The 25,866-nt window shown below is 71.2% G+C and carries 18 protein-coding genes; 10 read left to right on the top strand and 8 right to left on the bottom strand.

The genetic code is table 11. The features are described from left to right. The first annotated feature begins 447 nt into the window (after positions 1 to 447). Together ACFQVC_RS25460 and ptsP are read left to right on the top strand one after the other, a co-directional pair. A complete protein-coding gene (locus ACFQVC_RS25460) occupies positions 448 to 897 on the top strand; it encodes a PTS sugar transporter subunit IIA (RefSeq protein WP_381834755.1) in 450 nt (149 codons plus the stop codon). 81 nt (positions 898 to 978) lie between these two features. Beyond that, on the top strand, positions 979 to 2,649 hold the full coding sequence (gene ptsP / locus ACFQVC_RS25465; RefSeq protein WP_381834757.1) for a phosphoenolpyruvate--protein phosphotransferase: 1,671 nt from the start codon (positions 979 to 981) through the stop codon (positions 2,647 to 2,649). Between the two features lie 78 nt (positions 2,650 to 2,727). Here ptsP and ACFQVC_RS25470 read toward each other — a convergent pair whose 3' ends face one another. Both ACFQVC_RS25470 and ACFQVC_RS25475 read right to left on the bottom strand, forming a co-directional pair. Next, the gene (locus tag ACFQVC_RS25470) at positions 2,728 to 3,615 is read right to left on the bottom strand and encodes a hypothetical protein (RefSeq protein WP_381834759.1); all 888 of its coding nucleotides are present in this window, start codon (positions 3,613 to 3,615) and stop codon (positions 2,728 to 2,730) included. Between the two features lie 79 nt (positions 3,616 to 3,694). Next, positions 3,695 to 5,680: an acetoacetate--CoA ligase gene (locus ACFQVC_RS25475; RefSeq protein WP_381834761.1), complete on the bottom strand. Its 1,986-nt coding sequence runs from the start codon at positions 5,678 to 5,680 to the stop codon at positions 3,695 to 3,697. A gap of 215 nt (positions 5,681 to 5,895) precedes the next feature. Between ACFQVC_RS25475 and ACFQVC_RS25480 the strand changes: the two genes are divergently transcribed. Next, positions 5,896 to 8,271, top strand: coding sequence for a glycoside hydrolase family 31 protein (locus tag ACFQVC_RS25480; RefSeq protein ID WP_381834763.1), 2,376 nt, complete (start codon positions 5,896 to 5,898; stop codon positions 8,269 to 8,271). A 155-nt stretch (positions 8,272 to 8,426) separates the two neighbouring features. Continuing rightward, on the top strand, positions 8,427 to 8,813 hold the full coding sequence (locus ACFQVC_RS25485) for a GNAT family N-acetyltransferase (RefSeq protein WP_381834765.1): 387 nt from the start codon (positions 8,427 to 8,429) through the stop codon (positions 8,811 to 8,813). Between the two features lie 13 nt (positions 8,814 to 8,826). On the opposite strand, the gene ACFQVC_RS25490 is transcribed toward ACFQVC_RS25485, so the two are convergent. Then, the gene (locus ACFQVC_RS25490; protein ID WP_381834767.1) at positions 8,827 to 9,453 is read right to left on the bottom strand and encodes an NUDIX domain-containing protein; all 627 of its coding nucleotides are present in this window, start codon (positions 9,451 to 9,453) and stop codon (positions 8,827 to 8,829) included. A gap of 59 nt (positions 9,454 to 9,512) precedes the next feature. Here ACFQVC_RS25490 and ACFQVC_RS25495 point away from each other — a divergent pair, with 59 nt between their 5' ends. The 6 genes from ACFQVC_RS25495 to glpK all read left to right on the top strand — a co-directional run bounded on the left by ACFQVC_RS25495 (position 9,513) and on the right by glpK (position 16,977). Continuing rightward, the gene (locus ACFQVC_RS25495) at positions 9,513 to 10,322 is read left to right on the top strand and encodes a M15 family metallopeptidase (protein ID WP_381834769.1); all 810 of its coding nucleotides are present in this window, start codon (positions 9,513 to 9,515) and stop codon (positions 10,320 to 10,322) included. A gap of 171 nt (positions 10,323 to 10,493) precedes the next feature. Further along, positions 10,494 to 10,937 (top strand): Zn-ribbon domain-containing OB-fold protein, encoded by a 444-nt coding sequence (locus tag ACFQVC_RS25500; protein WP_381834771.1) that lies wholly within the window; start codon positions 10,494 to 10,496, stop codon positions 10,935 to 10,937. Continuing rightward, positions 10,934 to 12,127 carry a lipid-transfer protein gene (locus ACFQVC_RS25505; RefSeq protein WP_381834773.1) on the top strand — a complete coding sequence of 398 codons (1,194 nt, stop codon included), beginning with the start codon at positions 10,934 to 10,936 and terminating at the stop codon, positions 12,125 to 12,127. Before ACFQVC_RS25500 ends, ACFQVC_RS25505 begins: the two co-directional genes overlap by 4 nt. A gap of 189 nt (positions 12,128 to 12,316) precedes the next feature. Further along, entirely contained in the window at positions 12,317 to 14,233 is a 1,917-nt protein-coding gene (locus ACFQVC_RS25510; RefSeq protein ID WP_381834775.1) for an EAL domain-containing protein, read from the top strand. A 321-nt stretch (positions 14,234 to 14,554) separates the two neighbouring features. Beyond that, positions 14,555 to 15,283: an MIP/aquaporin family protein gene (locus tag ACFQVC_RS25515; protein ID WP_381834777.1), complete on the top strand. Its 729-nt coding sequence runs from the start codon at positions 14,555 to 14,557 to the stop codon at positions 15,281 to 15,283. A gap of 182 nt (positions 15,284 to 15,465) precedes the next feature. Beyond that, positions 15,466 to 16,977: a glycerol kinase GlpK gene (gene glpK, locus ACFQVC_RS25520; protein WP_381834779.1), complete on the top strand. Its 1,512-nt coding sequence runs from the start codon at positions 15,466 to 15,468 to the stop codon at positions 16,975 to 16,977. A gap of 167 nt (positions 16,978 to 17,144) precedes the next feature. Here glpK and ACFQVC_RS25525 read toward each other — a convergent pair whose 3' ends face one another. The 5 genes from ACFQVC_RS25525 to ACFQVC_RS25545 all read right to left on the bottom strand — a co-directional run bounded on the left by ACFQVC_RS25525 (position 17,145) and on the right by ACFQVC_RS25545 (position 25,659). Then, positions 17,145 to 17,753, bottom strand: coding sequence for a GTP-binding protein (locus tag ACFQVC_RS25525; protein ID WP_381834781.1), 609 nt, complete (start codon positions 17,751 to 17,753; stop codon positions 17,145 to 17,147). A gap of 339 nt (positions 17,754 to 18,092) precedes the next feature. Continuing rightward, the gene (locus tag ACFQVC_RS25530; protein WP_381834783.1) at positions 18,093 to 21,752 is read right to left on the bottom strand and encodes a hydantoinase B/oxoprolinase family protein; all 3,660 of its coding nucleotides are present in this window, start codon (positions 21,750 to 21,752) and stop codon (positions 18,093 to 18,095) included. Between the two features lie 38 nt (positions 21,753 to 21,790). Beyond that, positions 21,791 to 22,186 (bottom strand): DUF742 domain-containing protein, encoded by a 396-nt coding sequence (locus ACFQVC_RS25535; RefSeq protein ID WP_381834785.1) that lies wholly within the window; start codon positions 22,184 to 22,186, stop codon positions 21,791 to 21,793. Positions 22,187 to 22,195: 9 nt separating this feature from the next. Continuing rightward, the gene (locus tag ACFQVC_RS25540) at positions 22,196 to 22,618 is read right to left on the bottom strand and encodes a roadblock/LC7 domain-containing protein (RefSeq protein WP_381834786.1); all 423 of its coding nucleotides are present in this window, start codon (positions 22,616 to 22,618) and stop codon (positions 22,196 to 22,198) included. Next, positions 22,615 to 25,659, bottom strand: a complete 3,045-nt coding sequence (locus tag ACFQVC_RS25545) for a sensor histidine kinase (RefSeq protein ID WP_381834788.1) — start codon at positions 25,657 to 25,659, stop codon at positions 22,615 to 22,617. The genes ACFQVC_RS25540 and ACFQVC_RS25545 overlap by 4 nt, the downstream gene beginning before the upstream one ends. Positions 25,660 to 25,866: the final 207 nt, after the last annotated feature.

The following is a 25,866-nucleotide window of genomic DNA, read 5'->3' on the forward strand; positions in this document are numbered from 1 at the left end:
ATGATGGCCGGAGACGGGGTATCAACATATCTGGCGTTGACTTTTGGCACGCTGTTGAGTTCTCAAGGAACGGACGCTTCCTTTGTACTCACCCTCTCGGGCTTTCCTCCGGGCGCTTCCCTTCGGTGTTTCCAAACTCTATCAGGCCTTTTCCGCTCTCCCGACCACGGTCTCCGCGAGCACGCAGAACCGCATCCAGGGATAGGATCGACTCAATGAGGATGCCGCCGAGGCTTAACGCTTGGCGCGCTGTGCGGCCTCAGGCAGGAGTACGACAGTACATGCCGCCCCAGGGCGGACGCAAATCGTTTGCGGGGCGTCGTACGCCTGCCAAGTGGGACCAGTTGTGCGGAACCGGGACTTCTTATGACTTACCCTTCTGAACAGTGCGTCGTCCAGGACAGGTAGTGGCGGCGCTTATGACTCTCCACCCCTGGGAGGCTCCCCATGACGACCGTGACGTCCCCACTCGCCGGACGCGCCATCGGGCTTACTGCAGTGCCCGACCCGGTGTTCTCCGGCGCGATGGTGGGACCCGGTACGGCAATTGATCCCGCGCGTGAGCCTTCTGAGGCTGTGGCTCCCGTAGCCGGCATCGTTGTCTCTCTTCACCCTCATGCCTTTGTCGTCGTCGACGAACAGGGACACGGCGTCCTGACCCACCTGGGCATCGACACCGTGCAGCTCAACGGCGAGGGCTTCGAACTGCTCGTCAACAAGGGTGACACCGTGCAGCGCGGCCAGGCGGTCGTGCGCTGGGACCCGGCTGCCGTCGAGGCCGCCGGCAAGTCCCCGGTGTGCCCGATCGTGGCCCTCGAGGCCACGGCCGAGTCCCTCTCCGGTGTCACCGAGGACGGCGACGTGAAGGCCGGCGACGAACTGTTCAGCTGGCAGTGACGTCAGTGCCGCTCTGGGCGGCGGCAAGTACGACATCCACCGCGGCGGGCTGGTCCGCCGCATATATCGGAGACGGGTGAAATGGAGACAACGCTGCGAGGCGTCGGCGTGAGCCACGGTGTGGCGATCGGCGAGGTTCGGCACATGGGTACGGCGGTGCTCGAGCCGCCGGCGAAGCAGATTCCTGCCGAGGAGGCGGAGCGCGAACAGGGGCGCGCCCGTAAGGCGGTTGAAGCTGTCGCGGCCGACCTGATTGCGCGCGGCAATCTGGCCGGTGGTGAGGCCCAGGCCGTGCTCGAGGCCCAGGCCATGATTGCCCAGGACCCTGAGCTCATGGCTGATGTCGACCGGCGTATCGCCGTCGGCAGCACCGCTGAGCGCGGTATCTACGACGCTTTCTCGCACTATCGGGAGCTGCTTGCGGGCGCCGGTGAGTACATGGCGGGGCGCGTCGCCGACCTGGACGATGTGCGCAACCGGATCGTGGCGCGCCTGCTCGGTGTGCCGATGCCGGGTGTGCCCGACAGCGACGAGCCGTACGTCCTGATCGCCAGGGACCTCGCGCCGGCCGACACCGCACTGCTCGACCCCGCGCTCGTGCTCGGCTTTGTGACCGAGGAGGGCGGGCCGACCAGCCACTCCGCGATTCTGGCGCGGGCGCTCGGTGTGCCGGCCGTGGTCGCGCTGCCCGGTGCCGGTGAGCTGGCCGAGGGCACGGTCGTGGCCGTGGACGGCAGCACCGGTGACATCCACGTCGACCCGAGCCCCGAGAAGCGGGCCGAGCTGGAGCAGGCGGCCGAGGAGCGCAAGGCCGCGCTCGCCGCGTCGACCGGTCCCGGCGCGACGTCTGACGGGCACAAGGTGCCGCTGCTCGCCAATGTCGGCGGGCCCGCGGACGTGCCTGCCGCGGTCGATGCCGGTGCCGAGGGCGTCGGGCTCTTCCGTACCGAGTTCCTCTTCCTGGACGACAGCCAGAAGGCGCCGTCCGAGGAGAAGCAGGTCGAGGCGTACCGCAAGGTGCTCGAGGCGTTTCCCGAGGGGCGTGTCGTCGTGCGCGTACTCGACGCGGGTGCCGACAAGCCGCTGGACTTCCTGACGCCTGCCGACGAGCCGAACCCGGCTCTTGGTGTGCGTGGTCTGCGGTCGCTGCTTGACCACCCCGAGGTGATGCGTACGCAGCTGACCGCGCTGGCCAAGGCCTCCGAGGGGCTGCCGGTGTACCTCGAGGTCATGGCGCCGATGGTCGCCGACCGTCTGGACGCCAAGGCGTTCGCGGACGCGTGCCGTGAGGCGGGGCTGCAGGCGAAGTTCGGTGCGATGGTGGAGATTCCGTCCGCCGCACTGCGGGCCCGCTCGATTCTGCAGGAGGTCGAGTTCCTCTCGCTGGGGACCAACGACCTGGCGCAGTACACCTTCGCCGCCGACCGTCAGGTGGGTGCGGTGTCCCGGCTTCAGGACCCGTGGCAGCCCGCGCTGCTCGACCTCGTGGCGCTGTCCGCCGACGCCGCCAAGGCCGAGGGCAAGAGCTGCGGTGTGTGCGGCGAGGCCGCTTCGGACCCGGTGCTCGCGTGTGTGCTGACCGGTCTTGGTGTCACCTCCCTTTCCATGGGTGCCGCCTCGATTCCGTATGTGCGCGCGACGCTGGCCAAGTACACGCTGGCGCAGTGTGAGCGTGCCGCGGCCGCGGCTCGAGCGGCGGACACCGCCGACGAGGCGCGGGCGGCGGCGCAGGCCGTGCTGTCCGGCGAGTGACATGCGGACCGGCTTAGCGCCGGGCCGAGTTGAGCGAAGGGTGCCCCACTTGGGTGGGGCACCCTTCGTGCTGTGCCGTCAGTGCGGGTGCTCCTCTTCGTGGGGGCCGAGGTCGGGGGCCTGGCCGTATTCCACGCCGGGCTCGGGTGGGACCGGGTCTCCCGACCAGGAGTCCGTGCAGTAGGCGTCGAAGACCTCGGCTTCGGTGAGGGGGATGAGGCGGTCGGCCGTGAGGCGCCAGCCGCAGACCCGGTCCTGGGTGTCGGGGACGCTGGTGCGCAGGACGACTCCGCCGGGGCTCGAGGTGGCGATGCCCGCGGCCAGGACCGTGGTGAATTCCAGGGCGTCGGTCTCGTCCAGGTGGATCAGGCCGTCGGCTGTGCGCTCGGCGTGCAGGGCCGCAAGCAGCGGTTCTGTGTCCGTGGAGACGGAGCAGACGACGTGGTGGACGCCTGGCTGTGCCGTGTCGAGGATGCGGGTGAGGAGCAGGGCGGCCCGGGTGAAGGCGGAGCCGCCGATGTCCTCGCCGCAGTCCGCGCAGCGGCCGATGCCGGCGAGCAGCTCCTCGGCGTACTCCACGGTGGAGCGGCGCAGGGCCTCGTCGACCAGGTCGGGGACGAGGTCGTCGAGAGGGCGGCCGTCGTACGCCACGGTGGGGCCGGCGGCGGCGAGTTCCGCGGTGAAGCGGCTGCGGCCGTCCGAGGTGTCCGGGTCGAGGCCGGTGGCTGTGCAGTAGTCCGCGTACTCCTCGGGGTCGAAGAGGGCGAGTGTGGTGTGTTTGCCCTCGGAGGCGAAGGTGCGCAGGAGGCGCTCCACCTCGCGGAGGTAAGTGGCGTGGTCGCTGAAGGTGAAAGTGCGGTAGCGGCGCATCGCCGCGAAGTCCTCCGCGTCGGCCAACAGGCCGATGGTGCCGGCGACTTCGCGGCGCAGGATGCGGCGCATGGTGTGCTGCTTGGCTTCTGACATGTCTCCCCCTGGACACAGTTGATCAGTGCTCACTCACAGTAACGGGAGGCACTGACAATGCCGTCGGGGGACGGATGGGTCAGGTGCGGTCGCGGGCCACGTCGGCGTAGAAGCGGAGCAGGTCCAGGTTGTCCACGGAGCCCGGATTGACGGCCTTTTCCAAGGGGGTGCCTTGGAGCAGGCGCTTGACGGGGACTTCGATGCGCTTGCCGGTCAGGGTGTGCGGGACGCCGGGGGCCTCGATGATCTCGTCGGGGACGTGGCGCGGGGAGAGCTGCTCGCGGATGGTCTGCTTGATGCGGGTGCGCAGCTCGTCGTCGAGGACGGCGCCGGGGGCGAGGTGGACGAAGAGGGGCATCCAGTAGCCGCCGTCGGGCTGTTCGATGCCGATGACGAGGGATTCACGGATCTCCGGGAGGCGCTCGACGGCTTCGTAGATGTCGGCCGAACCCATGCGGACGCCCTGGCGGTTGAGGGTGGAGTCGGAGCGGCCGTGGATGACGACGGAGCCGCGCGAGGTGACCGTGATCCAGTCGCCGTGGCGCCAGACGCCGGGGTAGGTGTCGAAGTAGCTGTCGTGGTAGCGGCTGCCGTCGGGGTCGTTCCAGAAGTGGATCGGCATGGACGGCATGGGGTTGGTGACGACGAGTTCGCCGACCTCGTCCGTGAGGGGTTTGCCCTGGGGGTCCCAGGCCTGCAGATCGGTGCCCAGGCAGGGGGCCTGGAGTTCGCCGATATGGACGGGCAGGGTGGGTACGGCGCCCGCGAAGCAGGAGCACACGTCGGTGCCGCCGCTGACGGAGGCGATCCACAGGTCGGCTCCCGCGTCGGCGAACTCGTCGTGCAGCCAGCGGAAGCCGTCGGGCGGCAGCGGGGAGCCGGTGGTGGCGACGCACTGGACACGGGAGAGGTCGTGGTCGCGGGCGGGGTGGACGCCGGCCTTGCGGCAGGCCATCACGTACGCGGCGGAGGTGCCGAAGAGGGTGGCGCCGGTGCGCTCGGCGATGCCCCACTGGGCGCCGGTCTCGGGGTAGCCGGGACTGCCGTCGTAGAGGATGACCGTGGTGCCCGTCAGGAGGCCGGAGACGAGGAAGTTCCACATCATCCAGCCGGTGGAGGTGTACCAGAAGAACCGGTCGTCGGGGCCCAGGTCACAGTGCAGGCCGAGCTGCTTGAAGTGCTCGACGAGGATGCCGCCCTGGGACTGGACGATGGCCTTGGGCAGACCGGTGGTGCCGGAGGAGTACAGCACCCACAGCGGGTGGTCGAAGGGGACCTCCTCGAAGACCGGCTCCGTGTCGCCCGCCGTGAGCTCCGACCACTCCAGGGTGCCTTCGGGTGCCTCGGTGCCGAGCAGCGGGATGTGTACCACCGCGCGCAAGGTGGGCAGTTCGCGGCGGAGTTCGGCCACGGTGTCGCGCCGGTCGTGCTCCTTGCCGCCGTAGCGGTAGCCGTCGACGGTGAACAGGACGACGGGTTCGACCTGTTGGAAGCGGTCGAGGACGCTGCGGGCGCCGAAGTCGGGGGCGCAGGAGGTCCAGACGGCGCCGACGGCGGCGGAGGCGAGGAGTGCCACCGTGGCCTGCGGGATGTTGGGCAGATAGCCGCTGACGCGGTCGCCGGGCCGCACCCCGCGAGCGCGGAGCTCAGCGGCGAGGGAGCCGACCTGGCGGCGCAGCTCGGCCCAGGAGACGGGCTGCGGCTCGTGGGTCTCGTCGACGTACAGGAGCGCCGGGTCGTCGGGGCGGTCGGCGGCGGCGCGCAGGGCGTGCTCCGCGTAGTTGAGGGTGCCGCCGGGGAACCACTGGGCGCCCGGCATGGAGCGGTCGCCGATGACGCTCGTGTACGGCGTGGAGAACCGGATGCCGAACCAGTCGACGACGGCTTCCCAGAAGGTGTCCAGGTGGTCCACCGACCAGCGGTGCAGGGCCGGGTAGCCGCCCTCGGCGGGTGCGGCGTACCGCTCGGCGGCCCAGGCCTGGAAGCGGGTGATCGCTGCGGCGTCGACGCGGGCCCGGTCGGGCTGCCAGAGAGGCTGCGGCTGCTGCGGTGCGGCGGTGGACATGGGGCGGCTCCCAAGCTGTACGCGGTGTGTGCGTTCGGCACGCGCACGTGCCGGGGTGGTGCGCGTGACGCGGCTCTAGGGACGATGCCATGTGATCGACTTCCGCACCAGGGTCGCTCCCCCACAGTCCGTGGCGTGAAGGTGTGGTCGCACCACGGGTGAACGGCGCATGAACGCCCTACGCGGCACGCGCGCGTACTGGCAGGCTGAGCTGCATGGACGGTCATGGCCTGGTGCGGTCGGTGAAGGCGGTCGGGGCTGTCGGCCCGGCACAGGGTTTGCGCGCGGTGCGGGCGGCTTGGCGTAGGCGGCGTACGGACTCTGTGGGACTTCCGCGCAGGGGGGCCGAGCGGGCCCGGGTGCCGGGTCCCGTGACGCAGGTGGAGCCGGGCCCCGGCGGCGGTGTGATCCGGTTCGCGCGCTCGGAGCTGCGGGTGTGTGTGACGGGTGGCGGCGCGGTGTTCTGGGGGTGGGACGGCGCGGGGCCCGAGCCTTCCTACGCGCTGGCGGGCGGGGCGCCCGAGGCGGATCCGCGGGCACTCCTCGAGCCGGACAAGGAGGGCGGCTGGCGGGTGGTGTCGGAGCGGGTGACCGTCGTGGTGTCCCGGCACGGCGCCGTGGAGGTGCGTACGCCGGGCGGGGTGGTGTTGCGCAGGGATCTGCCGCCGCGGTGGTGGGAGCCGGCGTCGGGCGACAGCGCGCGGTGGGTGCAGCGGTCCGAAGTCGCCGCCGACGCGCGGTTCTTCGGGCTCGGCGGGCGTGCGGGCGGGCCGCGTCTGCGGGACGGGGCGTACCGGCTGTGGAACACCGATCCGGGCCACGCTTTCGGCCCTGGTGACGATCCGCTGTATCTGACGATGCCGGTTCAGATGGTGGTGGCGGACGCGGGCACGCATCTGGTGTTCCACGACAACTCGTGGGACGGCCTTGTGACGCTGCGCGAGGGTGAGGAGGGGGCGGGTTCCGGGCACGACCGGGCCGGGGGCAGTGAGCTGCGGATGGACGGGGGGCCGCTCAGGTGCTGGGTGGTGGTCGGCTCCCCCGCGCGCGTGCTGCATGTTTTCGCTTCTCTGACCGGGGCGACCGCGCTGCCTCCGGCGTGGGCCCTCGGTCATCAGCATGCGCGCTGGGGGTTCGGCAGCGAGCAGGAGGTGCGCCGGATCGTCGCGGGCTATCAGGAGCGTGGCCTTCCGCTCGATGCCTTGCACCTGGACATCGACCACTTCGCCGAGCGGCGGGTGTTCACGGTGGATACGGAGCGCTTTCCGTCGCTTCCCGCTCTTGCCAAGGACCTGGCCGACGACGGGGTCCGGCTGGTGTCGATCGTCGATCCGGCGGTCAAGGGGCAGCCGGGCAACGAGGTGTACGACTCCGGGCGCGCGGCCGACGCCTTCGTGCGTGACGCACGGGGGCGGGTGGTCAGGGGCGTCGTGTGGCCGGGTGAGTCGGTGTATCCCGACTTCACTTCCGCCGAGGTCCGCCGGTGGTGGGGCGGCCTCTATGAGGAGCGGCTCGCGCAGGGGTTCGCCGGGTTCTGGCACGACATGAACGAACCGGTGTCCTTCGCCGCGTTCGGGGACATGACGCTGCCGCGCAGCGCCCGGCACGCGCTCGACGGGCGTGGCGGCGACCATCGTGAGGCGCACAACGTGTACGGCCTGTGCATGGCCGCGGCCGGCTACGCGGGGCTGCGTCAACTGCGGCCCGGCGAGCGGCCGTTCCTGTTCTCGCGGTCCGGGTGGGCGGGGATGCAGCGCTACGGGGGTACGTGGTCGGGGGACGTGGCGACCGGCTGGCCGGGGCTTCGGGCCTCGCTCTCGCTGGTCATGGGGCTCGGCCTGTGCGGAGTGCCGTACTCGGGTCCTGATGTGGGCGGCTTCGACGGCAGCCCCTCGCCCGAGCTGTATCTGCGCTGGTTCCAGCTGGGGGCGTATCTGCCGCTGTTCCGTACGCATGCGGCGCTGCGGGCCGGGCGCAGGGAGCCGTGGGCGTTCGGTCCCGAGGTGCTGCGGCACGCGCGCGTGGCGCTGGATGAACGGCGCCGTATCCAGCCCTACTTGGTGACGCTTTCGCATCTCGCGCACCGCACCGGGGCTCCCTATGTGCGTCCCTTGTGGTGGTCGTCGCCGGAGGACCGGGCGCTGCGGGACTGCGAGGACGCATTTCTGCTCGGGGATGCGCTTCTCGTGGCCCCGGTTCTGGAGCACGGGGCCGACCGGCGTGCGGTGCGGCTGCCGCGGGGTCGCTGGTACGACACGGCGACGGGGCAGGCGTACGAAGGTCCCGGGCAGGTGCTCGTGGACGCCCCGCTGTCACGCATTCCCGTACTCGCGCGCGCGGGAGCGGTGCTTCCGGTCCGGGGAGCGGACGGTGGCCTCGAGCTGGAGGTGTGGGCGCCGCAGCGTGGGCGGAGTGGATCGGGCCTGGTGGTGCGGGACGCGGGCGCGGGCTGGGAGCTGCCGGAGGTCGAGCGGTATGTGTCGCGCTGGGCAGGGAGCGGTGAGGTGGTGGTCGAGCGGGAGTGCGCCGACGGTACGGCGGGCGAGGTGACGGAGCCGGTGCGGGTGCGGGGCCTTGAGGCGGGTCTGTAAGGGGCAGTGCGGGTCTGTAAGGGACAGTGCGGGTCTGTAAGGGACAGTGCGGATCTGTAAGGGGCAATGTCAGTGGGCGCTCCTATACTCGCCGCCATGGAGACGATCACGGTCAGACAGCTGTCGCCGCGGACGCCGACCGCCTCACCGCGCTGATGCGGGAGTCCGGCGCCTATCGGGGGCGGTACGCGTCGATCATCGCTGGGTACCGGGTCACGCCCGGGTACATCGACCGGCATCTGGTGTGCGTGGCCGACGCCGGGCGTGAGGGAGTCCTCGGGTTCTGTTCCGTGGTGTGCGAGCCGCCCGAGCTCGACCTCGCGTTCGTGACGGACGAGGCGCAGGGGCGCGGGGTCGGCCGACTGCTCGTGGAACAGGTGCTCCAGCGGGCGCGGGAGGCGGGCCTGAGCGACGTCCGCGTGGTCTCGCATCCGCCGTCGGAGGCGTTCTACCGGCGCTTGGGTGCGCGCCGCACCGGCACCGTGCCGCCGGCGCCGCCGAAGGTCGCCTGGGAGCGGCCGGAGTTGTGGTTCGACCTGTGAGCCGGACGCCCGGTCAGGGCGTCCTGTCGGCGTAGCCGCCCGCGAACCACTTCTGTGCGGCGGTCGTGTGGAGGGGGAAGCCAAGGGTGGCCGGGGAGCGCAGGAGGCTCCAGCCGTCCGTCTCCGCCGTGGGGGCCGACGGCGGCAACGCGCTCGCGGGCCGCGGCGGGAGGAGCCCGAAGAGCAGCAGGTGGCCGTCGGGTGAGCTGAGGACATCGGCGAGGGCGACCTCTTCGTACGAGGCCTCGATGCCGGTCTCTTCGGCCAGTTCGCGGACGACGGCGTGGCGCCAGTCCTCACGGTGGTCGATGAAACCCCCGGGCAGGGCGAGTGTGCCGTAGGCCGGTTCGATGGTGCGGGTGATGACCACCAGGCCGGTGGCGCCCCGGTCGGCGCGTCCGGCGCCGGCGGTACCGGCAGTACCGGATTCAGCCAGTGCCACACAGGGCGCGTCCTCAAGGTCTGCCACGACCGGAACCAGTGCCACCGCCACCGGCAGCGGATTGCGGTACGCCACATCCCCGCAGGACGGGCAGGTGCGGGGCCATCCGGAGACAGGGCCGTAGCGCGCGCCGCAGCTGGAGCAGTGCGCACCCCGCCGGGTCGCGGCGGGTGACGGTTCAGGAAGCGGCGAGGACACGCGCGGACTGTATCCGATCACCTTCCGCGCGGCCTCCGCGCCTGATAGACGGAGGTGCCATGACGCCAACTTCCGTGCTGCGCACGCTCCGTACGCTCGCCGTCGGTGCCGCCGCCCTGCTCGCCGCCACCACCGTGCCCGCCCCCGCCGCGGCCGATCCGGAGCCCAAGGCCCCGGAGGAGTTCGTGGCGCTGCGCGACGTGGATCCGACGATCCTGCAGGAGATGCGATACACGACGCCCCACAACTTCCTGGGCGAGCCCGTCGACGGCTACAAGAAGCCGCTCTGCATCCTCACGGAACCGGCCGCGAAGGCCCTGCACAAGGCGCAGCGCAAGCTGCTCCGCAAGGGCTACTCCCTGAAGGTGTACGACTGCTACCGGCCGCAGCGCGCGGTCGACCACTTCGTACGCTGGGCGAAGGACCTCGACGACGAGCGGATGAAGAAGGAGTTCTATCCGCAAGTCGACAAGTCGCGGCTGTTCGCGGACGGTTACATCGCGGAGAAGTCCGGGCACAGCCGTGGCTCGACGGTCGATCTGACCGTGGTGAAGCTGCCCGCGGCGCCCACGCGCCCTTATGTGCCGGGTGAGCCGCTGGTGGCGTGCTACGCGCCACAGAGCGAGCGCTTCCCCGACAACTCGGTGGACATGGGGACCGGGTTCGACTGCTTCGACACGCTCTCGCACACCGATGACCCGCGGATCACCGGCGTACAGCGGAAGAACCGGGATCTGCTGCGCGGCGTGCTCGCAGAGCAGGGGTTCGCCAACCTGCCCGAGGAGTGGTGGCACTTCACGCACAAGCCGGAGCTGTTCCCCGACACCTACTTCGACTTTCCGGTGTCGCGGAGGTCGTTGACCGGCTGATTCTCCGTATCCAGGCGGTCGTCGACCGGCTGATTCACGGTTCCGTGACGCTCGTCGGCCGACCGATTCGCCATAGCCCGGCGGTCGTCGGCCGACTGCCGCCCCTGTCCGTGTGCGGCCGGGCGTGGCACACTTCTGACGTTCCGTCAGATCCAGTGTCAGGGAGGGACCTTGTCGCGTCAGCGGACCCCGGTCGTAGCCGATTGGTTCGGCGGGGAGGACGACGGCTTCCGGCTGCTCGGCACGCGCTGTGCCGGCTGCGGCTCCGTCTTCTTCCCCCGCGAGGACACGTTCTGCCGCAATCCCGGATGCGCGGGCGGTGCGCTCGACGAGGTGCCGCTGTCGAAGCGGGGCCGCATCTGGTCGTACACCGACGGGCGCTATCGTCCGCCCGCCCCCTATGTCTCCGACCCGGACCAGGAGTGGCAGCCGTACACCCTGGTCGCCGTCGAACTCGAAGCGGAACGCATGGTGGTGCTCGGGCAGGCCGTGCCCGGTGTGACGCCGGCGCAGCTGACGGTCGGCATGGAGGTGGAGGTCGTGCCCGGCGTGCTGAACGAGGACGCCGACACCACCTGGACGACCTGGCACTGGAAGCCGGTGAGCGAGCGATGAGCACACGTGACGTGGCGGTGCTCGGCGCCGCGATGCACCCCTGGGGCAAGTGGGGGCGCAGCTTCATCGAGTACGGCACCAAAGCCGCGCGCGCGGCGCTCACGGACGCCGGGCTCGACTGGCGCGACGTGGGCTCGATCATCGGCGCGGATACGGTGCGCGGCGGCTATCCCGGCTATGTCGCCGGAGCCACCTTCGCCAAGGCGCTCGGCTGGCAGGGCGCGCGCGTGACCAGCGTGTACGCGGCCTGCGCCTCGGGTGCGCAGGCCATCAACACCGCCCGGACACAGATCCTCGCCGGACTTGCGGACGTCGTGCTCGTGGTGGGTGCGGACGCCGCGCCGAAGGGATTCTTCAAACCCGCGGGCGGCGACCGCGCCGATGACCCCGACTGGCTGCGCTTCCGGGTACTCGGCGCCACCAACCCGGCGTTCTTCGGCCTCTACGCGCGCCGCCGCATGGCGCTGCACGGGGACACCCTGGAGGACTTCGCGCAGGTCAAGGTGAAGAACGCCGCGGCAGGCCTGCTGAACCCCAACGCCCGCTACCGCAAGGCCGTCTCGGCCGACGAGGTGGCCGCATCCGCGGTGGTCGCCGATCCGCTGCGCCTGCTCGACATCTGCGCGACCTCGGACGGCGCGGCCGCGCTCGTGCTGTCCAGCACGGAGTTCGCACGCCGGCACGGAGCGGCGGATCCCGTGCGCGTGCGGGCGGTGTCCACGGTCACGCCGCAGTACCCGCAGACCGTCCTCGACCTGCCCGACATCGCGACGGACTCGGCCGCCGCCGTGGCCGCGCCCGCACGCCCGTTCCGCGCCTCGATCGCGCACGCGGCGTACGAGGAGGCGGGCATCGGTCCCGAGGATCTGTCGCTCGCCGAGGTGTACGACCTGTCCACCGCGCTCGAGTTGCAGTGGTACGAGGACCTGGGGCTGTGCGGCGAGGGCGAGGGGGCCAAGCTGCTCAGGGAGGGGGCGACGGCGCTCGGCGGCCGTATACCGGTGAACGTCAGCGGCGGGCTCGCGTCCTTCGGCGAGGCCGTGCCCGCCCAGGCCATCGCCCAAGTCTGCGAGCTGACCTGGCAGTTGCGGGGCACGGCGGGCGAGCGGCAGGTCGAGGGGGCGCGGGTGGGCATCTCCGCGAACCAGGGGCTCTTCGGGCACGGCTCCTCGGTGATCGCGGTGCGGTGAGCGCGCGCCGCGGGACCGCAGAGCGGTGGGCGCCGTGCGGTGATCGCAGTGCCCGGTCGGCCGGCGGCACCGTCATCCCGGCCCGCGGGCCGACCAGTTGATTCGTACGCACAGTGACCGGCCGGAAAGGCTGCGTGAACAGCGCATGAACTGGCCCCGGGCGGGTCCGGGCGGGGACATCATGCTGGCGTGTCTCCCTGGTCGGACTCGCTCCGTTTCGCGTTCCAACCGGTGGTCAATCTGGCCACCGGCGCCGTCGCCGCGCAGGAGATACTCGCCCGCCCCGAGTCGGGCGACATCCTCGCCGAAGCGCGCCGCGACCCCGAACTCGACGGCCGCCTCGCCGCGTTCGCGGTCCGCGCCGCATCCCGTCAGGAGACGCTTCTTCCGCTGCACGTCAACGTGTTCGCGGCGACCGTGGCCGACCTCGGCGGGCTCGGCGCGCTGCGGGACGCCGTGTACGAGGCGGGGCGGCTGCCGTGGGAGGTGACGCTCGACCTCGGGCCGCCGTTCACCCACGTACCCCACCGGGCGCTTCTCGAAGGTGTTGCCGCACTGCGCGGCGAGGGCTTCCGGATCTGTGCGGACGGGGTCGGCGACGGCGACGTACCGCTGCGTCTCCTGGTGGACATGGCACCCGAACTGGTCAAGCTGGACGCGTCGTTGCTGCCCCGCGAGCCCGCCGTACACGCCATGCGGGCGCTGTGCGAGCAGCTCGGGGCGCTGCTCGCGGTGGAGGGCGTCGAGACCGAGCGGCAGTGCGCGGCGGCTCGGGCCGCGGGGGCGCAGCTGGCGCAGGGGGTGCTGTTCGCGCCGCCGGCCCGCCGGCCCGCGGCGGATGTGTTCGTTCCGGCCACGGCGCCCGCCGTGCCGCCTTCCGCTCAAGGAGGGCCCGCGGTACGGCAGTTCGTACGCCCTGCGGCGCTGCTGCCCGCGTCCGCTTCGGCGGAGCGGGTGCGCAGCCTGCTCATCGGCTCCCCCGACGTCTCGGGGGTACTGCTCGTGGACGCACGCGGGGTGCCCGTGCGGGCCGTGGACCGGTACCGGTTCCTGCTCTCCCTGTCCGGGCGCTACGGGCACGCCCTGCACGCGGGACGGCCGGCGGCGCGGCTCGCCGACGATCCGCGTACGGTCGGCGCGGACGCCACCGCGTGGGAGGTTCTCGACGTCCTCGCGGACGGGGCGCGCGACCGTACCGGCGACGATGTGGCGGTGGTGGACCGGGACGGGCGGTGTGTGGGCGTCGTACGCCTCGCCGACCTGGTGCGGGCCCTGGCGGAGAACCGGGTCGAGGAGGCCGCGGGGCTCAATCCGCTGACCCGGCTTCCCGGTTCGGACGCCGTCACCGGTGAGGTCGACCAGTGGATCGCGCGCGGGCGGGGCTTCGCGCTGAGCTGGCTCGACGTGGACGACTTCAAGCAGGTGAACGACGGGGCGGGGTTCGCGGCGGGCGACGAGCTGATCCGAGCGGTGGGGTCCGCGCTCGCCCGCGCGGCGTCCGCTGTCGCATCGGGCGTGACGTCCGGGGTGCCGTCCGACAGGGCTTCCGGGATGCCGTCCCGCATGGCATCCGGGGAGCCGTCCCACATGGCCCGCGCGGCGTCCGAAGTGGCGTCCGATGTGACCCGTGCGGGACCTGCGGAGCGGGTACGCGTGGCGCACATCGGCGGCGACGACTTCCTGTTCCTGGCCGACCCCGAAGTGCTCGACGCGGTGGCGGCCGCGGTGCTCGACCGGCCCTGGTCGGCGGGCGGTCGGGACGTCACGCTCTCCCTCGCCACCGTGGAGTGCCCACCCGGCACGGTCACCGACCACCGGCAGGCCGCTGCCTGGCTCGCACCACTGAAGCAGGCCGCGAAGTCGCTGCGCGGGGCGAGCTGGGTCCTGGGACGCGCGGGCACACCGGGGTACCGGGTCAGGCGCGGGGCGGGGGCCGGTACCGGTGGTCCGGGGTCGGGTGCGGGTGCCGGTGGTTCGGGGTCGGGTGCGGGGGCCGATACCGCTGGTTCGGGGGCAGGTGCGGGCGCCGGTACCGGTACCGGCACTGGTCCCGGTACCGCGACGGCGAGCGCCGGGTGCGGGGCGGCCGAGACCTGGGTGAGGTGACCCCAGGCCCTCGCCTCCACCGCCCCGGCCCCGCCCGCGCCAACCGTTGTCGTCCGCGACCTTGACGCTCCCCCACCGCCGGTGAACACTTCCGGGTGTCAGTCGGCATCGCCGCACTTCGGCAAGGCGCCGCTCAGGGCCCCAGCTGTGTCTCGCAGCTTCAACGGGCCACTCCCCACGGGCGATTCGGCTGCGACGGCACGCTCGTCACGGACGCCGGGCGGGGCGCGGGAGACCCCTGTCCCAGGCCGACGTAGCCACGCACGCACCCTGCACGGAGGACCGGGGCGCAAGGCCCCGGGCGAGGGCCAAGGAGCCGCCATGTTTTCCAATGGGGACGTCTTCGTCGGTGAGATCATCGGCACCGCGATCCTGATTCTGTTCGGCGCCGGAGTGTGCGCCGCCGTCACGCTGAACCACTCGAAGGCCAAGGCCGCCGGGTGGGTCGTCATCGCCTTCGGATGGGGCTTCGGCGTCATGGCCGGCGCCTATACGGCGGCGCCGCTGTCCGGCGGCCATCTCAATCCGGCCGTCACACTCGGCGTCGCCATCGACACCGGGGACTGGGACCAGGTACCGCTGTACATCCTCGGCCAGATGATCGGCGCGATCGTCGGTGCGACCCTGTGCTGGGCGGCGTACTACGCGCAGTTCCAGGCGAACGCCGACAAGGAGACCGCACTGCCGACCCTGGGGATCTTCTCCACCGCCCCCGAGGTCCGCAATCCCGTCGCCAACATGCTGACCGAGATCATCGCGACCATCGGCCTCGTCCTGCCGATCCTGGCGTTCGGACTCACCAAGGGACTCGGCGAGTCCGGCACGACGGTCCTGATCGTCGCCTTCCTCGTCGTCGGCATCGGTCTCTCGCTCGGCGGGCCCACCGGTTACGCCATCAACCCGGCCCGTGACCTCGGTCCGCGTATCGCGCACGCGGTGCTGCCGATCCCCAACAAGGGTTCGTCCGACTGGAGTTACTCCTGGGTGCCGGTGGCGGGACCGCTGATCGGCGGTGCGCTCTCCGGCGTCATCTTCAACCTGGCCTTCTGATTCACCCTGGCCTACCGAGCCTCCGAGCCTCCGAGCTACTGAGCCTCTGAGTCACTGGGCCGAACCCACGCTCCGAGACGCCGTTCGAGCGGCCCGCCCGGCTGCCCGAACCTCAGCTTCCCGACCGGTCCTCCGCGCAGGCTTCCCACGAATCCGCGCAGACTTCGCACGAAGGGGACGTCATGACGGACAAATTCGTCGCCGCAATCGACCAGGGCACCACCTCGAGCCGCTGCATCATCTTCAACCAGGACGGCGCGATCGTCGCCGTCGACCAGCGCGAACACCGTCAGATCTTCCCCAAGCCCGGCTGGGTGGAGCACGACGCGACCGAGATCTGGTCCAAGGTGCAGGCGGTCGTCGCGGGCGCCATCGCCAAGGCGGGGCTGCGCGCCGACCAGCTCAGCGCGCTCGGCATCACCAACCAGCGTGAGACGACGGTCCTTTGGGACCGCGCCACCGGCAAGCCCGTGCACAACGCGATCGTCTGGCAGGACACCCGCACCTCGGCGCTCTGCAGCGAACTGGGCGGCAGCGACGGCCAGGACCGCTTCCGCGAGGCCACGGGGCTGCCCCTGGCCAGCTACTTCTCCGGCCCCAAGGCGGCCTGGCTGCTCGACAACGTGCCGGGCCTGCGCGCCAGGGCCGAGCGCGGCGAAATAGCCTTCGGCACCATCGACTCCTGGCTGATCTGGAATCTGACCGGCGGCACGGACGGCGGCGTCCACGTCACCGACGTGACCAACGCCGGGCGGACGATGCTGATGAATCTGGAGTCGCTGCAGTGGGACTCCTCGATCCTGTCCGCGATGAACGTGCCCGAGGCGGTCCTGCCGGAGATCAAGTCGTCGGCCGAGGTGTACGGAACGGCCGTCGGCCAGCTCGCCGGAGTGCCGGTCGCCTCGGCGCTCGGCGACCAGCAGGCGGCGATCTTCGGACAGGCCTGCTACGACACCGGCACCGCGAAGAACACCTACGGCACGGGCAGCTTCCTGCTCCTCAACACCGGTAACCGGCCGGTGCCTTCGAAGAGCGGCCTCCTGACGACGATGGGCTACCAGATCGGCGGCGAAGCGCCCGTCTACTGTCTGGAGGGCTCGATCGCGATCACCGGAGCGCTGGTGCAGTGGTTCCGCGACCAGCTCGGGATCATCCGCAACGCCGACGAGATCGAGACACTCGCGGCCAGCGTCGAGGACAACGGCGGCGCGTACATCGTGCCCGCGTTCTCCGGTCTGTTCGCCCCCTACTGGCGCTCGGACGCGCGCGGTGTCGTCACCGGTCTGACCCGGTACGTCACCAAGGCGCACCTCGCCCGCGCCGTCCTCGAGGCGACCAGCTGGCAGACCCGCGAGGTCGTGGACGCCATGTACCAGGACTCCGGCGTGCACATCACCACGCTCAAGGTCGACGGCGGCATGACCAAGAACAATCTGCTGATGCAGCATCAGGCGGATGTGCTCGACGTGCCGGTGGTACGCCCGAAGGTCTCCGAGACGACCTGCCTGGGCGCGGCCTACGCGGCCGGGCTCGCGACCGGCGTGTGGAACGACCTGGACGAGCTGAAGGCGCACTGGCAGAAGGACGCGGAGTGGACTCCGCAGATGAGCCAGGAGGCGCGCGACGGCGAGTACCACAACTGGCGCAAGGCGGTGGAGCGGAGCTTCGGCTGGCAGGAGGACGGCAAGGACTGAACGGACCGCGTCAGCTCCCGTCAGCCCCTGTTCGCTCCCGTCCACAAGCTTGCGGCTCGTACCCCGGTCGGCGGGGGTACGGGCCGCAACCCGTTCCCGGACCTGCCGCACCTGCTGGACCTGTCGGACCTGTCGGACCTCCCGGACCGACGGAGTCGGGGCGTGCCTCAGGTGGTGACCGGTTCCCGGGCCGCCTTCGCCCTGGCCATCGCGTGCTTCACCACGGTGACCAGGACCTCCTTGACGGACTCGCGGTCACGGGCGTCGCACAGCAGAACCGGGACGCCCTCGTCGATGTCGAGGGCCTGGCGGACCATGTCCGTGGGGTAACGGTCCGCGCCTTCGAAGCAGTTGACGGCGATCATGAAGGGGATGCCGCGCCGTTCGAAGTAGTCGACGGCGGCGAAGCAGTCCTCCAGGCGGCGGGTGTCGGCGAGCACCACCGCGCCGAGCGCTCCCTGCGCCAACTCGTCCCACAAGAACCAGAAACGATCCTGCCCCGGCGTACCGAAAAGGTAGAGGACCAGGTCCTCGCGGAGTGTGATGCGGCCGAAGTCCATGGCGACGGTGGTGGTGTTCTTGGCCTCGACGCCCTCGGTGTCGTCGACGGGCCGACCCGCCTCGCTCAGCGTCTCCTCGGTGCGCAGCGGCTTGATCTCACTGACGGCGCCGACGAGGGTCGTCTTGCCCACGCCGAAGCCTCCGGCCACCAGGATCTTGAGGGTGACCGGCTCGACCGGGGCCTTGCGCCGCGCAGAGCGGCCGAGGATCGCCATTGATCTCCACTCCTGGTGTGCCGACGGTGCGGAACTCCCCGCTGACATGGGCGAGTTCCGCAGCAGACTCTAGCGGCGGAGGGATTCCGGTTCACCGCCGGAGGGTGATCGTGGCCGGAACGATGCCGGGCTTCTGGGCCGGTTCGCGGGCTTCGCGGTGATCTGCCGTGCGGGTGGGTCCGGTTGTACGTCAGATACGTCCGGACATGCTTCCGGTTTTACGCCTTGATCTCGCCGGTCGGGGCGGGCCGCGGTCCGCACGCCCACCCACCCGTCTGCCTACCTGCCTGCCGTCTGCCTGTCTGCCGTCTGCCTGTCTGCCTGTCTGCCTGTCTGCCGTCAGGGAGTTCCGTATCCCCCGCCGCCGGGTGTCTCCACGACCAGGGCGTCCCCCGCCTCCAGCTGCGCCGAGTCCGCGCCCTGGAGGTGCAGGACCGTGCCGTCCGCGCGCTCGACGCGGTTGGCGCCGAGGGCGCCCGGCTCTCCGCCCGCCATGCCGTACGGCGGTACGCGGCGGTGGCCCGAGAGCGTGGAGACGGTCATCGGCTCGCGGAAGCGGATACGGCGCACCACCCCGTCACCGCCGCTCCAGTGCCCCGCTCCCCCGCTGCCCGCGCGTACCGCGAACTCCTCCAGGAGCACGGGAAGGCGCCACTCCAGGATCTCGGGGTCGGTGAGCCGCGAGTTGGTCATATGGGTCTGCACGGCGGGCGCCCCGTCGAAGCCGTCACCCGCACCCGAACCCGAGGCCACCGTCTCGTAGTACTGGAAACGGTCGTTGCCGAAGGTGACGTTGTTCATGGTGCCCGAGCCCTCGGCCTGCACGCCGAGCGCCGCGTACAGGGCGCCGGTGATGGCCTGCGAGGTCTCCACGTTGCCCGCGACGACGGCGGCGGGCGGTTCGGGTGCGAGCATCGAGCCGTCCGGCACGATGATCTCCAAGGGGCGCAGACAGCCGTCGTTGAGGGGGATGTCGTCGGCGACGAGGGTGCGGAAGACATACAGGACCGCCGCGTTGACCACGGCGTAGGGGGCGTTGAAGTTTCCGGGCAGCTGGTCCGACGTACCGGTGAAGTCGACGGTCGCGGAGCGCTGCCGGCGGTCGACGGTGACCCTGACGTGGATGACGGCTCCGGAATCCGTCTCATAGGCGTAGGTCCCGTCGTCGAGGGCGTCCACGACCCGGCGTACCGCCTCTTCGGCGTTGTCCTGGACGTGCTTCATATACGCCTGGACGACATCGAGCCCGAAGTGCTCGATCATCTTGCCGACTTCCTCCACCCCCTTGGCGTTGGCGGCGATCTGGGCGCGGAAGTCGGCGAGGTTGGTGGCGGGGTTGCGCGACGGGTAGGGCGCGCCGGTGAGGAGCTCATACGTCTCGCGCTCACGGAAGCGGCCGTTCTCCGCGAGCAGCCAGTTGTCGAAGAGGACGCCCTCCTCCTCGATCCGGCGGCTGTCGGCCGGCATGGAGCCCGGGGCGATACCGCCGATCTCGGCGTGGTGGCCGCGTGAGGCGACGTAGAAGAGGATCTCCGTTCCCGCGCTGTCGAACACCGGGGTGATCACGGTGACGTCGGGCAGGTGGGTGCCGCCGTGGTAGGGGTCGTTCACGGCGTACGCATCGCCCGGGCGCATCTCGGTGCGGCGCCGGATGACCTCCTTGACGCTGGTGCCCATGGACCCCAGATGCACCGGAATGTGCGGGGCGTTGGCGACCAGGCTGCCGTCCGGGTCGAAGAGTGCGCAGGAGAAGTCGAGCCGCTCCTTGATGTTGACCGACTGGGACGTGGACTCCAGGCGGGCGCCCATCTGTTCGGCGATGGACATGAAGAGGTTGTTGAAGACCTCAAGGAGCACCGGGTCGGCCTCGGTGCCGGCCGTCAGGCCCTCCGTCTCGGCGACCCGCTCCATCACCAGGTGGCCCTCGTCGTTCATGGCGGCCTGCCAGCCGTCGTCGACGACCGTGGTGGCGTTCGCCTCGGTGATGAGCGCGGGCCCGGTGATCCGTTCCCCGGGCGGCAGTTCCTCGCGCCGGTGCAGGGGTACGTCGCGCAGGGCGCCGCCCGTGTGCAGGCGGGTGGTCTGCGGGGCGGCGGCACGCGCGCGTGGTGCGGTCAGACCGGACAGGTCCGGTGGCTCGGTGACTCCGGTGGCCTCGACGGAGAGCGCCTCGACGACCAGAGGACGGTCCAGGGTGAAGGAGTACGTCGCGCGGTGCTGCTCCGTGAAATCCCGCTCCATAGCGACGGGTTCGGAAAGCTCCACTGTGAGGGCGGTGTCCGTGCCGTCGTAGCGGACCTGAGCGCGACGCGTGACACGGATCCGCTCCTCGGGCACGTCCTCGGCGCGCAGTTCGGCGCGCGCGGCCTCCTCCAGGGCGGCCGCCGTCTCCTCCACACCGGGCATCGCGGAGGGCTCCAGGGGCGCCTCCACGGACTGCTCGCGCATCGCCGTCGTATCGGCGAGCCCGATGCCGAGGGCGGAGAGCACACCGGCCATGGGCGGTACGAGGACGGTGCGGATGCCGAGCGAGTCGGCGACGGCGCAGGCGTGCTGGCCGCCCGCGCCGCCGAAGGTGGTCAGGGCGTAGCGCGTGACGTCGTGGCCCTTCTGGACCGAGATCCGCTTGATGGCCCCCGCGATGTTGGCGACGGCGATCTGCAGATAGCCCTCGGCGACCTGTTCGGGCGTGCGGTCGTCGCCGGTGCGCTCCTTGATCTCGGCGGCGAGCGCGGTGAAGCGCTCGCGCACCAGGCCCGCGTCCAGGGGCTGGTCGCCGTCAGGGCCGAACACCTGCGGGAAGTGGGCCGGCTGGATCCGGCCGAGCATCACGTTGGCGTCGGTGACGGTGAGCGGGCCGCCGCCCCGGTAGCAGGCCGGGCCCGGTTCGGCGCCCGCCGAGTCGGGGCCGACGCGGTAGCGGCTGCCGTCGAAGTGCAGGATCGAGCCGCCGCCCGCCGCGACGGTGTGGATGTCCAGCATCGGGGCGCGCATCCGCACTCCGGCGATCTGTGTGGTGAAGACCCGCTCGTACGCGCCCGCGTAGTGCGAGACGTCCGTGGAGGTGCCGCCCATGTCGAAGCCGATGACGTTCTCGAAGCCCGCGCGCTGCGACATCCGGGCCATGCCGACGATGCCGCCCGCGGGTCCCGACAGGATGGCGTCCTTGCCGCGGAACTGGTGCGCCTCGGCGAGGCCGCCGTTGGACTGCATGAACATCAGGCGTACGCCGTGGAGTTGGTCCGCGACCTGCTCGACGTAGCGCCGCAGGACCGGGGACAGATAGGCGTCCACCACCGCCGTGTCCCCGCGCGGCACCAGCTTCATGAGCGGGCTGACCTCGGACGACAGCGAGATCTGGGTGAAGCCGGTGCGGGCCGCGAGACGGCCGACGGCCCGCTCGTGCTCCGGGTGCAGATGGCTGTGCATACAGACCACGGCGACGGCCCTGATCCCGTCGTCGTGGACGCTCTTGAGCTCGGCGGCGAGGGCGTCGAGGTCGAGGGGTGCGAGCACGGTGCCGTCGGGGGCCAGCCGCTCGTCGACCTCCACCACGCGCGCGTAGAGCAGCTCGGGCAGGACGATCTCGCGGGCGAAGATCTGTGGGCGGTTCTGGTAGGCGATGCGCAGGGCGTCACGGAAGCCACGGGTGATGACGAGGGCGGTGGGCTCGCCCTTGCGCTCCAGGAGGGCGTTGGTGGCCACCGTGGTGCCCATCCGGACGGCGTCGATCCGGGCTTCTTCCAGGGGGACGTCGAGCAGAGCGCGAATGCCCGCCACCGCGGAGTCGCGATAGCGGGCGGGATTCTCCGAGAGGAGCTTGTGCGTGAGCAGCCGACCGTCGGGGCGCCGTGCCACCACATCGGTGAACGTGCCGCCGCGGTCGACCCAGAACTGCCAGCCCGGCCGCGTGCTGACGTCTTCGTCGTGCTTGTCCGACCCTGTGTCCGAGCCTGGGCGCGTGTCTTCGCCGTGCCTGTCCGACCCTGTGTCCGTCACGGAGATCTCCTGCTCAGAGCACGCGTGGACCGGTGGTCTCAGAGCGCGCGCAGACCGTTGATCACATCGCGCAGGATACTCTCGTCCGGCAGTTCGGCCGGGGGGACGGGGCGGGTCACATGGACCAGGTCCTCGGCGACCAGATCGCCGACGAGGACCCGGACCACTCCGATCGGCAGGTCGAGTTCCGAGGCCAGCTCGGCCACGGACTGCGGGGCGCTGCGGCACAGGCCGACTATGTCGACGTGTTCGGGGGCGAGGGTCTGGTCCGCCTCGGGGTCGTCCGCGTGGGTCTCCGCGACGACGACCGCGATCAGGTCGAGGCGATGCTGGCCGGCACTGGTGGTGCGGCCGCGCGTCATGGCGTACGGACGCACCACTGGTCCCGCGTCGTCGTCGAACCAGTGGGGCGTCCCGTGACCGTCGCTGTTCATGCCATTCCACTACCCTCCGGCGGGCAGATCGTTGCGCGGCGCCGTCCCCAGATGTACGCCGACCCGCTTCACCAGGAGCGTCATCTCGTAGGCGACCAGACCGACGTCGGAGTCCGCGTCCGCGAGGACGGCGAGGCAACTGCCGTCACCTGCCGCGGTCACGAACAGGAACGCGTCGTCCAGCTCGACCACGGTCTGGCGCACCCGGCCCGCGTCGAAGTGCCGGCCGACGCCCTTGGCGAGGCTGTGGAACCCGGAGGCCACGGCGGCCAGATGCTCGCTGTCCTCACGGGTCAGGGCGGTGGAGACACCGGTGGCCAGTCCGTCCGATGAGAGGACGACGGCCTTGCGGATGCTCGCCACGCGCGCGACGAGGTCGTCGAGGAGCCAGTTCAGCTCTCCCGTGTGTGTCGCGGTGTTCGGTGCGGTCATCGACCGTCCCCCTCCGGTGTGGTGCGGTGTGCTGCGGCGTTCTCGGCCGCGGGCTCTTGGGCCGCGGGTTGCTCCGCTGCGGATTCTTGGGCTACGGCTTGCCTCGCTGCGGCTTCTTCGGCTGCGGCTACTTCGGCTGCGGCTTGCCCCGCTGCGGTTACTTCGCCTGGGGCTCCATCGGCTGCGGTTCCTTCGTCCGCCTCGCCGTTGTCCCTGCGGCCGCGCTGCCAGCCGCGCTGCAGGGAGGCCATACGGCTGCGCACCTCTTCGGCGTCGCGGTCGGCCGGCGGCTCTTCCCGCGCGGGCTCGCGCTCGCGCTCCTGGGCGTCCTTCAACTGCGGGGCGAGGCTGGCCTGGCGGACCCGGCGCGGCAGGGACGTGGTGGGGGTGTCCACCGCGTTCTCGGGCCGGTCCCGGTTGGGAGCGGGGCGTATCCGCTCGGGCGCGGGCGCGGGGCGTTCGCGCTCGGGGGTGAGGCGTTCGCTCTCGGGCGCCGGTTCCGTGCGGCCATCGGGCTGCGTGGGCAGTCCGTTGCGGAGTTCGCCGAGCGGGGCCGCCTGTCGCCCCTCATCCGGGCCCGGTTCGCCGGGGCGCCCGGCCGAGCGGGACGGCGGCTCCGCGTCGCGTGACCTGGTGTGAGTGACGGGGCGGCCGTGCGAACTGACCAGCTTGGGGGTGCGGCTGCGGCGCGGCAGCGGCACAGGGCCCGCTGCGGCGTCGGGGCGGGCAGGCTCGGCCTCGCGGTCGGCGCCGTCCTCGGCCTGCTGGTGTTCGCCGCGGCTTTCCGGAGCGGGGCGGCCCTCAGAAGTGGGACGGCCCTCAGGGGTGGGACGGCCCTTGGCGGCAGTGCGGCCCTTGGCGGCGGTGCGGCGTGGCCGGAACAGGCCGCCGCGCTCGCTGTCCTCGTCCCCGATGTCCCCGAGATCGCTGATGTCACTGATGTCTCCGAGACCGAGCCCGAGTCCGCGGCTTCCGGCGTCGGCCGGCGCCTCGAGTTCGACCGGGCCGTCGAGTACGGCGGCCTCGATCACGGACTGCGGCAGGCTCGGCAGCTGGGCCGGCACCTTGGAGAGCTGAGCGGTGCGTTCCGCGGCCGGTTCGGCCCCGGGACCGCGGTCCAGGCGCATACCGCCCGTGCTCTCCCCTTCGGCCACCTCGGTGAGCAGGACGTCGGGCACGAAGACGACCGCGGTGGTGCCGCCGTACGGCGAGGGCTGCAGGGACACCCGGACGTTCTGGCGCTGCGCGAGGCGGCTGACCACGAACAGGCCGAGCCGGTCGGTGTCGGAGAGCTCGAACTCGGGGGTCTCGGCGAGCCGCAGATTGGCGTCGAGGAGCGCGTCGGGGGTCATCCCGAGGCCACGGTCGTGGATTTCCAGGGTGAAGCCGTTGGCGACGCGTTCACCGTGCACCTGGACCGCGGTGTGCGGGGGCGAGAACACCGTGGCGTTCTCCAGGAGTTCGGCGACGAGATGGGTGAGGTCGGCGACGGCGGGTCCGGTCACGGCGATCCGCGGCAGGCGGCGCACCTCGATGCGCTCGTAGTCCTCGACCTCGGCGACCGCCGCGCGCACCACGTCCATCAGCTGGACCGGTTTGCGCCACTGCCGCGAAGGGGCCGCGCCGGAGAGGATCACCAGGCCCTCGGCGTGCCGCCGCATGCGGGTGGTGAGGTGGTCGAGACGGAACAGGTCGGCGAGTTCCTCGGTGTCCTCGGTCCTGCGCTCCATCGCGTCGAGCAGGGTGAGCTGCTTGTGCAGCAGGACCTGGCTGCGGCGGGCGAGGTTGACGAACACCTCGGAGACGCCGCGGCGCATGTCGGCCTGTTTGACGGCGGCTTCGACGGCGGCCCGCTGCAGGGTGTTGAGGGCCTGCCCGACCTGGCCCATCTCGTCCCTGTCGTATTCGAGCCTGGGCGCCTCGGTCTCCACGTCGACCTGTTCGCCCGCGGCCAGGCGGCGCATCACGCTCGGCAGGCGTACGCCGGAGACCTCGTGCGCGTCCTTGCGGAGCCGGGACAGGTCGCGCACCAGGGTGCGGCCGACGCGTACGGACAGGACGACCGAGAACAGCAGGGCGAGCAGCCCGAGGAAGCCGGCGGCGCCGGCCCGCAGCAGAACGCCCATCGCCTCGGGCTCGACCCGCTCCTGATAGCGGTCGCCCGCGGCGGTGTTGAGCTCGGCCAGATCGTCCAGGACGGTCTTCGCGGCCTTGTCCCAGGTGGCCGACGTGACGCCGCGCGGCTTGCCGGGGCGGCCCTCGATGACGTTCTTCTCCAGCTCAAGGAGAGGGGCCGCAGCGGGGCTGCGCCAGAAGCGCTCGAAGCGCTCCTGCTCGTCCTGCGGCAGGATCTCCAGGCTGATCTCGTTGCGCAGATTGCGCTGTGCCGCGTAACCGGCGACCTTCCGCAGCTGGTCGGCGTCGAGCCGCCCCCCGACCAGGGCCGCCCCGAGCAACGCGTCCTCACGGGAGAGCAGTTCACGGGCCCGGACGAGGCCGACGAGGGCGCGGCCCTGCTTGTCGAGCTCCACGTCGTCCAGGGCGTGCAGGGTGAGCAGGAAGCTGTAACAGGGGTCGATGAGGCGGCTGTAAAGCGTCAGGGCCTGCTCGGCGTCGATCGAGCCGTCCTCGACCGAGCGGCGCAGGGAGCCGATGCCGTCGAAGGCCTCGAGGATGGAGTCGAGGCGGTTCGCGGAGTCGCCGGCCAGTTCCTCGCGTACGTCCGGGTCCTGGGCGTTCTCGCGGACCTTGCGGATCATGTCGTCGGTGGCGTCCCGCTGGTTCCGCAGTTTCGCGGGGGCGTCCGACGCTCGCAGGTCGGCGAGATAGACGAGGGTCTGACGGCGCTCGTCCTGGATGACGCGGACCGCGTCTTCGATGGGGTAACCGACCTCGTCGACGACATAGGAGACATCGAGCAGTTGGGCCGCCTCACGGCCCGTGATGAACGTGGCGAAGCCCCAGATGGCGGTCAGGGAAACCAGCGGCACAAGCAGCAACGCCACGATCTTCCGGCGGATGGACTTCCCGCGAAAGCGCATGGCCTCCCCCAGCTCAACCCCCGTGACCGGGGGTACGTGCGGCAATAAACGGCGTGAGCCTACTACTGCCACACGAACAACTCGAAGACACGTCCGGTCATGGCCGATCGCTTTTCGGCCGAAGCGGGCGCAGGGCGTCATGAGTTGTCGTTCTTACCGGGATATTGCCGCCCGGCTCCTGCCCACAGGGACGAGTCTCCAATGCGC

Source organism: Streptomyces monticola, from assembly GCF_042665355.1.
Taxonomy (GTDB): domain Bacteria; phylum Actinomycetota; class Actinomycetes; order Streptomycetales; family Streptomycetaceae; genus Streptomyces; species Streptomyces monticola.

Coding starts and splice junctions, on each gene's coding strand:
- ACFQVC_RS25460 (WP_381834755.1), top strand. CDS start 448: ATGACGACCGTGACGTCCCCACTCGCCGGACGCGCCATCGGGCTTACT.
- ptsP (WP_381834757.1), top strand. CDS start 979: ATGGAGACAACGCTGCGAGGCGTCGGCGTGAGCCACGGTGTGGCGATC.
- ACFQVC_RS25470 (WP_381834759.1), bottom strand. CDS start 3,615: ATGTCAGAAGCCAAGCAGCACACCATGCGCCGCATCCTGCGCCGCGAA.
- ACFQVC_RS25475 (WP_381834761.1), bottom strand. CDS start 5,680: ATGTCCACCGCCGCACCGCAGCAGCCGCAGCCTCTCTGGCAGCCCGAC.
- ACFQVC_RS25480 (WP_381834763.1), top strand. CDS start 5,896: ATGGACGGTCATGGCCTGGTGCGGTCGGTGAAGGCGGTCGGGGCTGTC.
- ACFQVC_RS25485 (WP_381834765.1), top strand. CDS start 8,427: ATGCGGGAGTCCGGCGCCTATCGGGGGCGGTACGCGTCGATCATCGCT.
- ACFQVC_RS25495 (WP_381834769.1), top strand. CDS start 9,513: ATGACGCCAACTTCCGTGCTGCGCACGCTCCGTACGCTCGCCGTCGGT.
- ACFQVC_RS25505 (WP_381834773.1), top strand. CDS start 10,934: ATGAGCACACGTGACGTGGCGGTGCTCGGCGCCGCGATGCACCCCTGG.
- ACFQVC_RS25515 (WP_381834777.1), top strand. CDS start 14,555: ATGTTTTCCAATGGGGACGTCTTCGTCGGTGAGATCATCGGCACCGCG.
- glpK (WP_381834779.1), top strand. CDS start 15,466: ATGACGGACAAATTCGTCGCCGCAATCGACCAGGGCACCACCTCGAGC.
- ACFQVC_RS25525 (WP_381834781.1), bottom strand. CDS start 17,753: ATGGCGATCCTCGGCCGCTCTGCGCGGCGCAAGGCCCCGGTCGAGCCG.
- ACFQVC_RS25535 (WP_381834785.1), bottom strand. CDS start 22,186: ATGAACAGCGACGGTCACGGGACGCCCCACTGGTTCGACGACGACGCG.
- ACFQVC_RS25540 (WP_381834786.1), bottom strand. CDS start 22,618: ATGACCGCACCGAACACCGCGACACACACGGGAGAGCTGAACTGGCTC.
- ACFQVC_RS25545 (WP_381834788.1), bottom strand. CDS start 25,659: ATGCGCTTTCGCGGGAAGTCCATCCGCCGGAAGATCGTGGCGTTGCTG.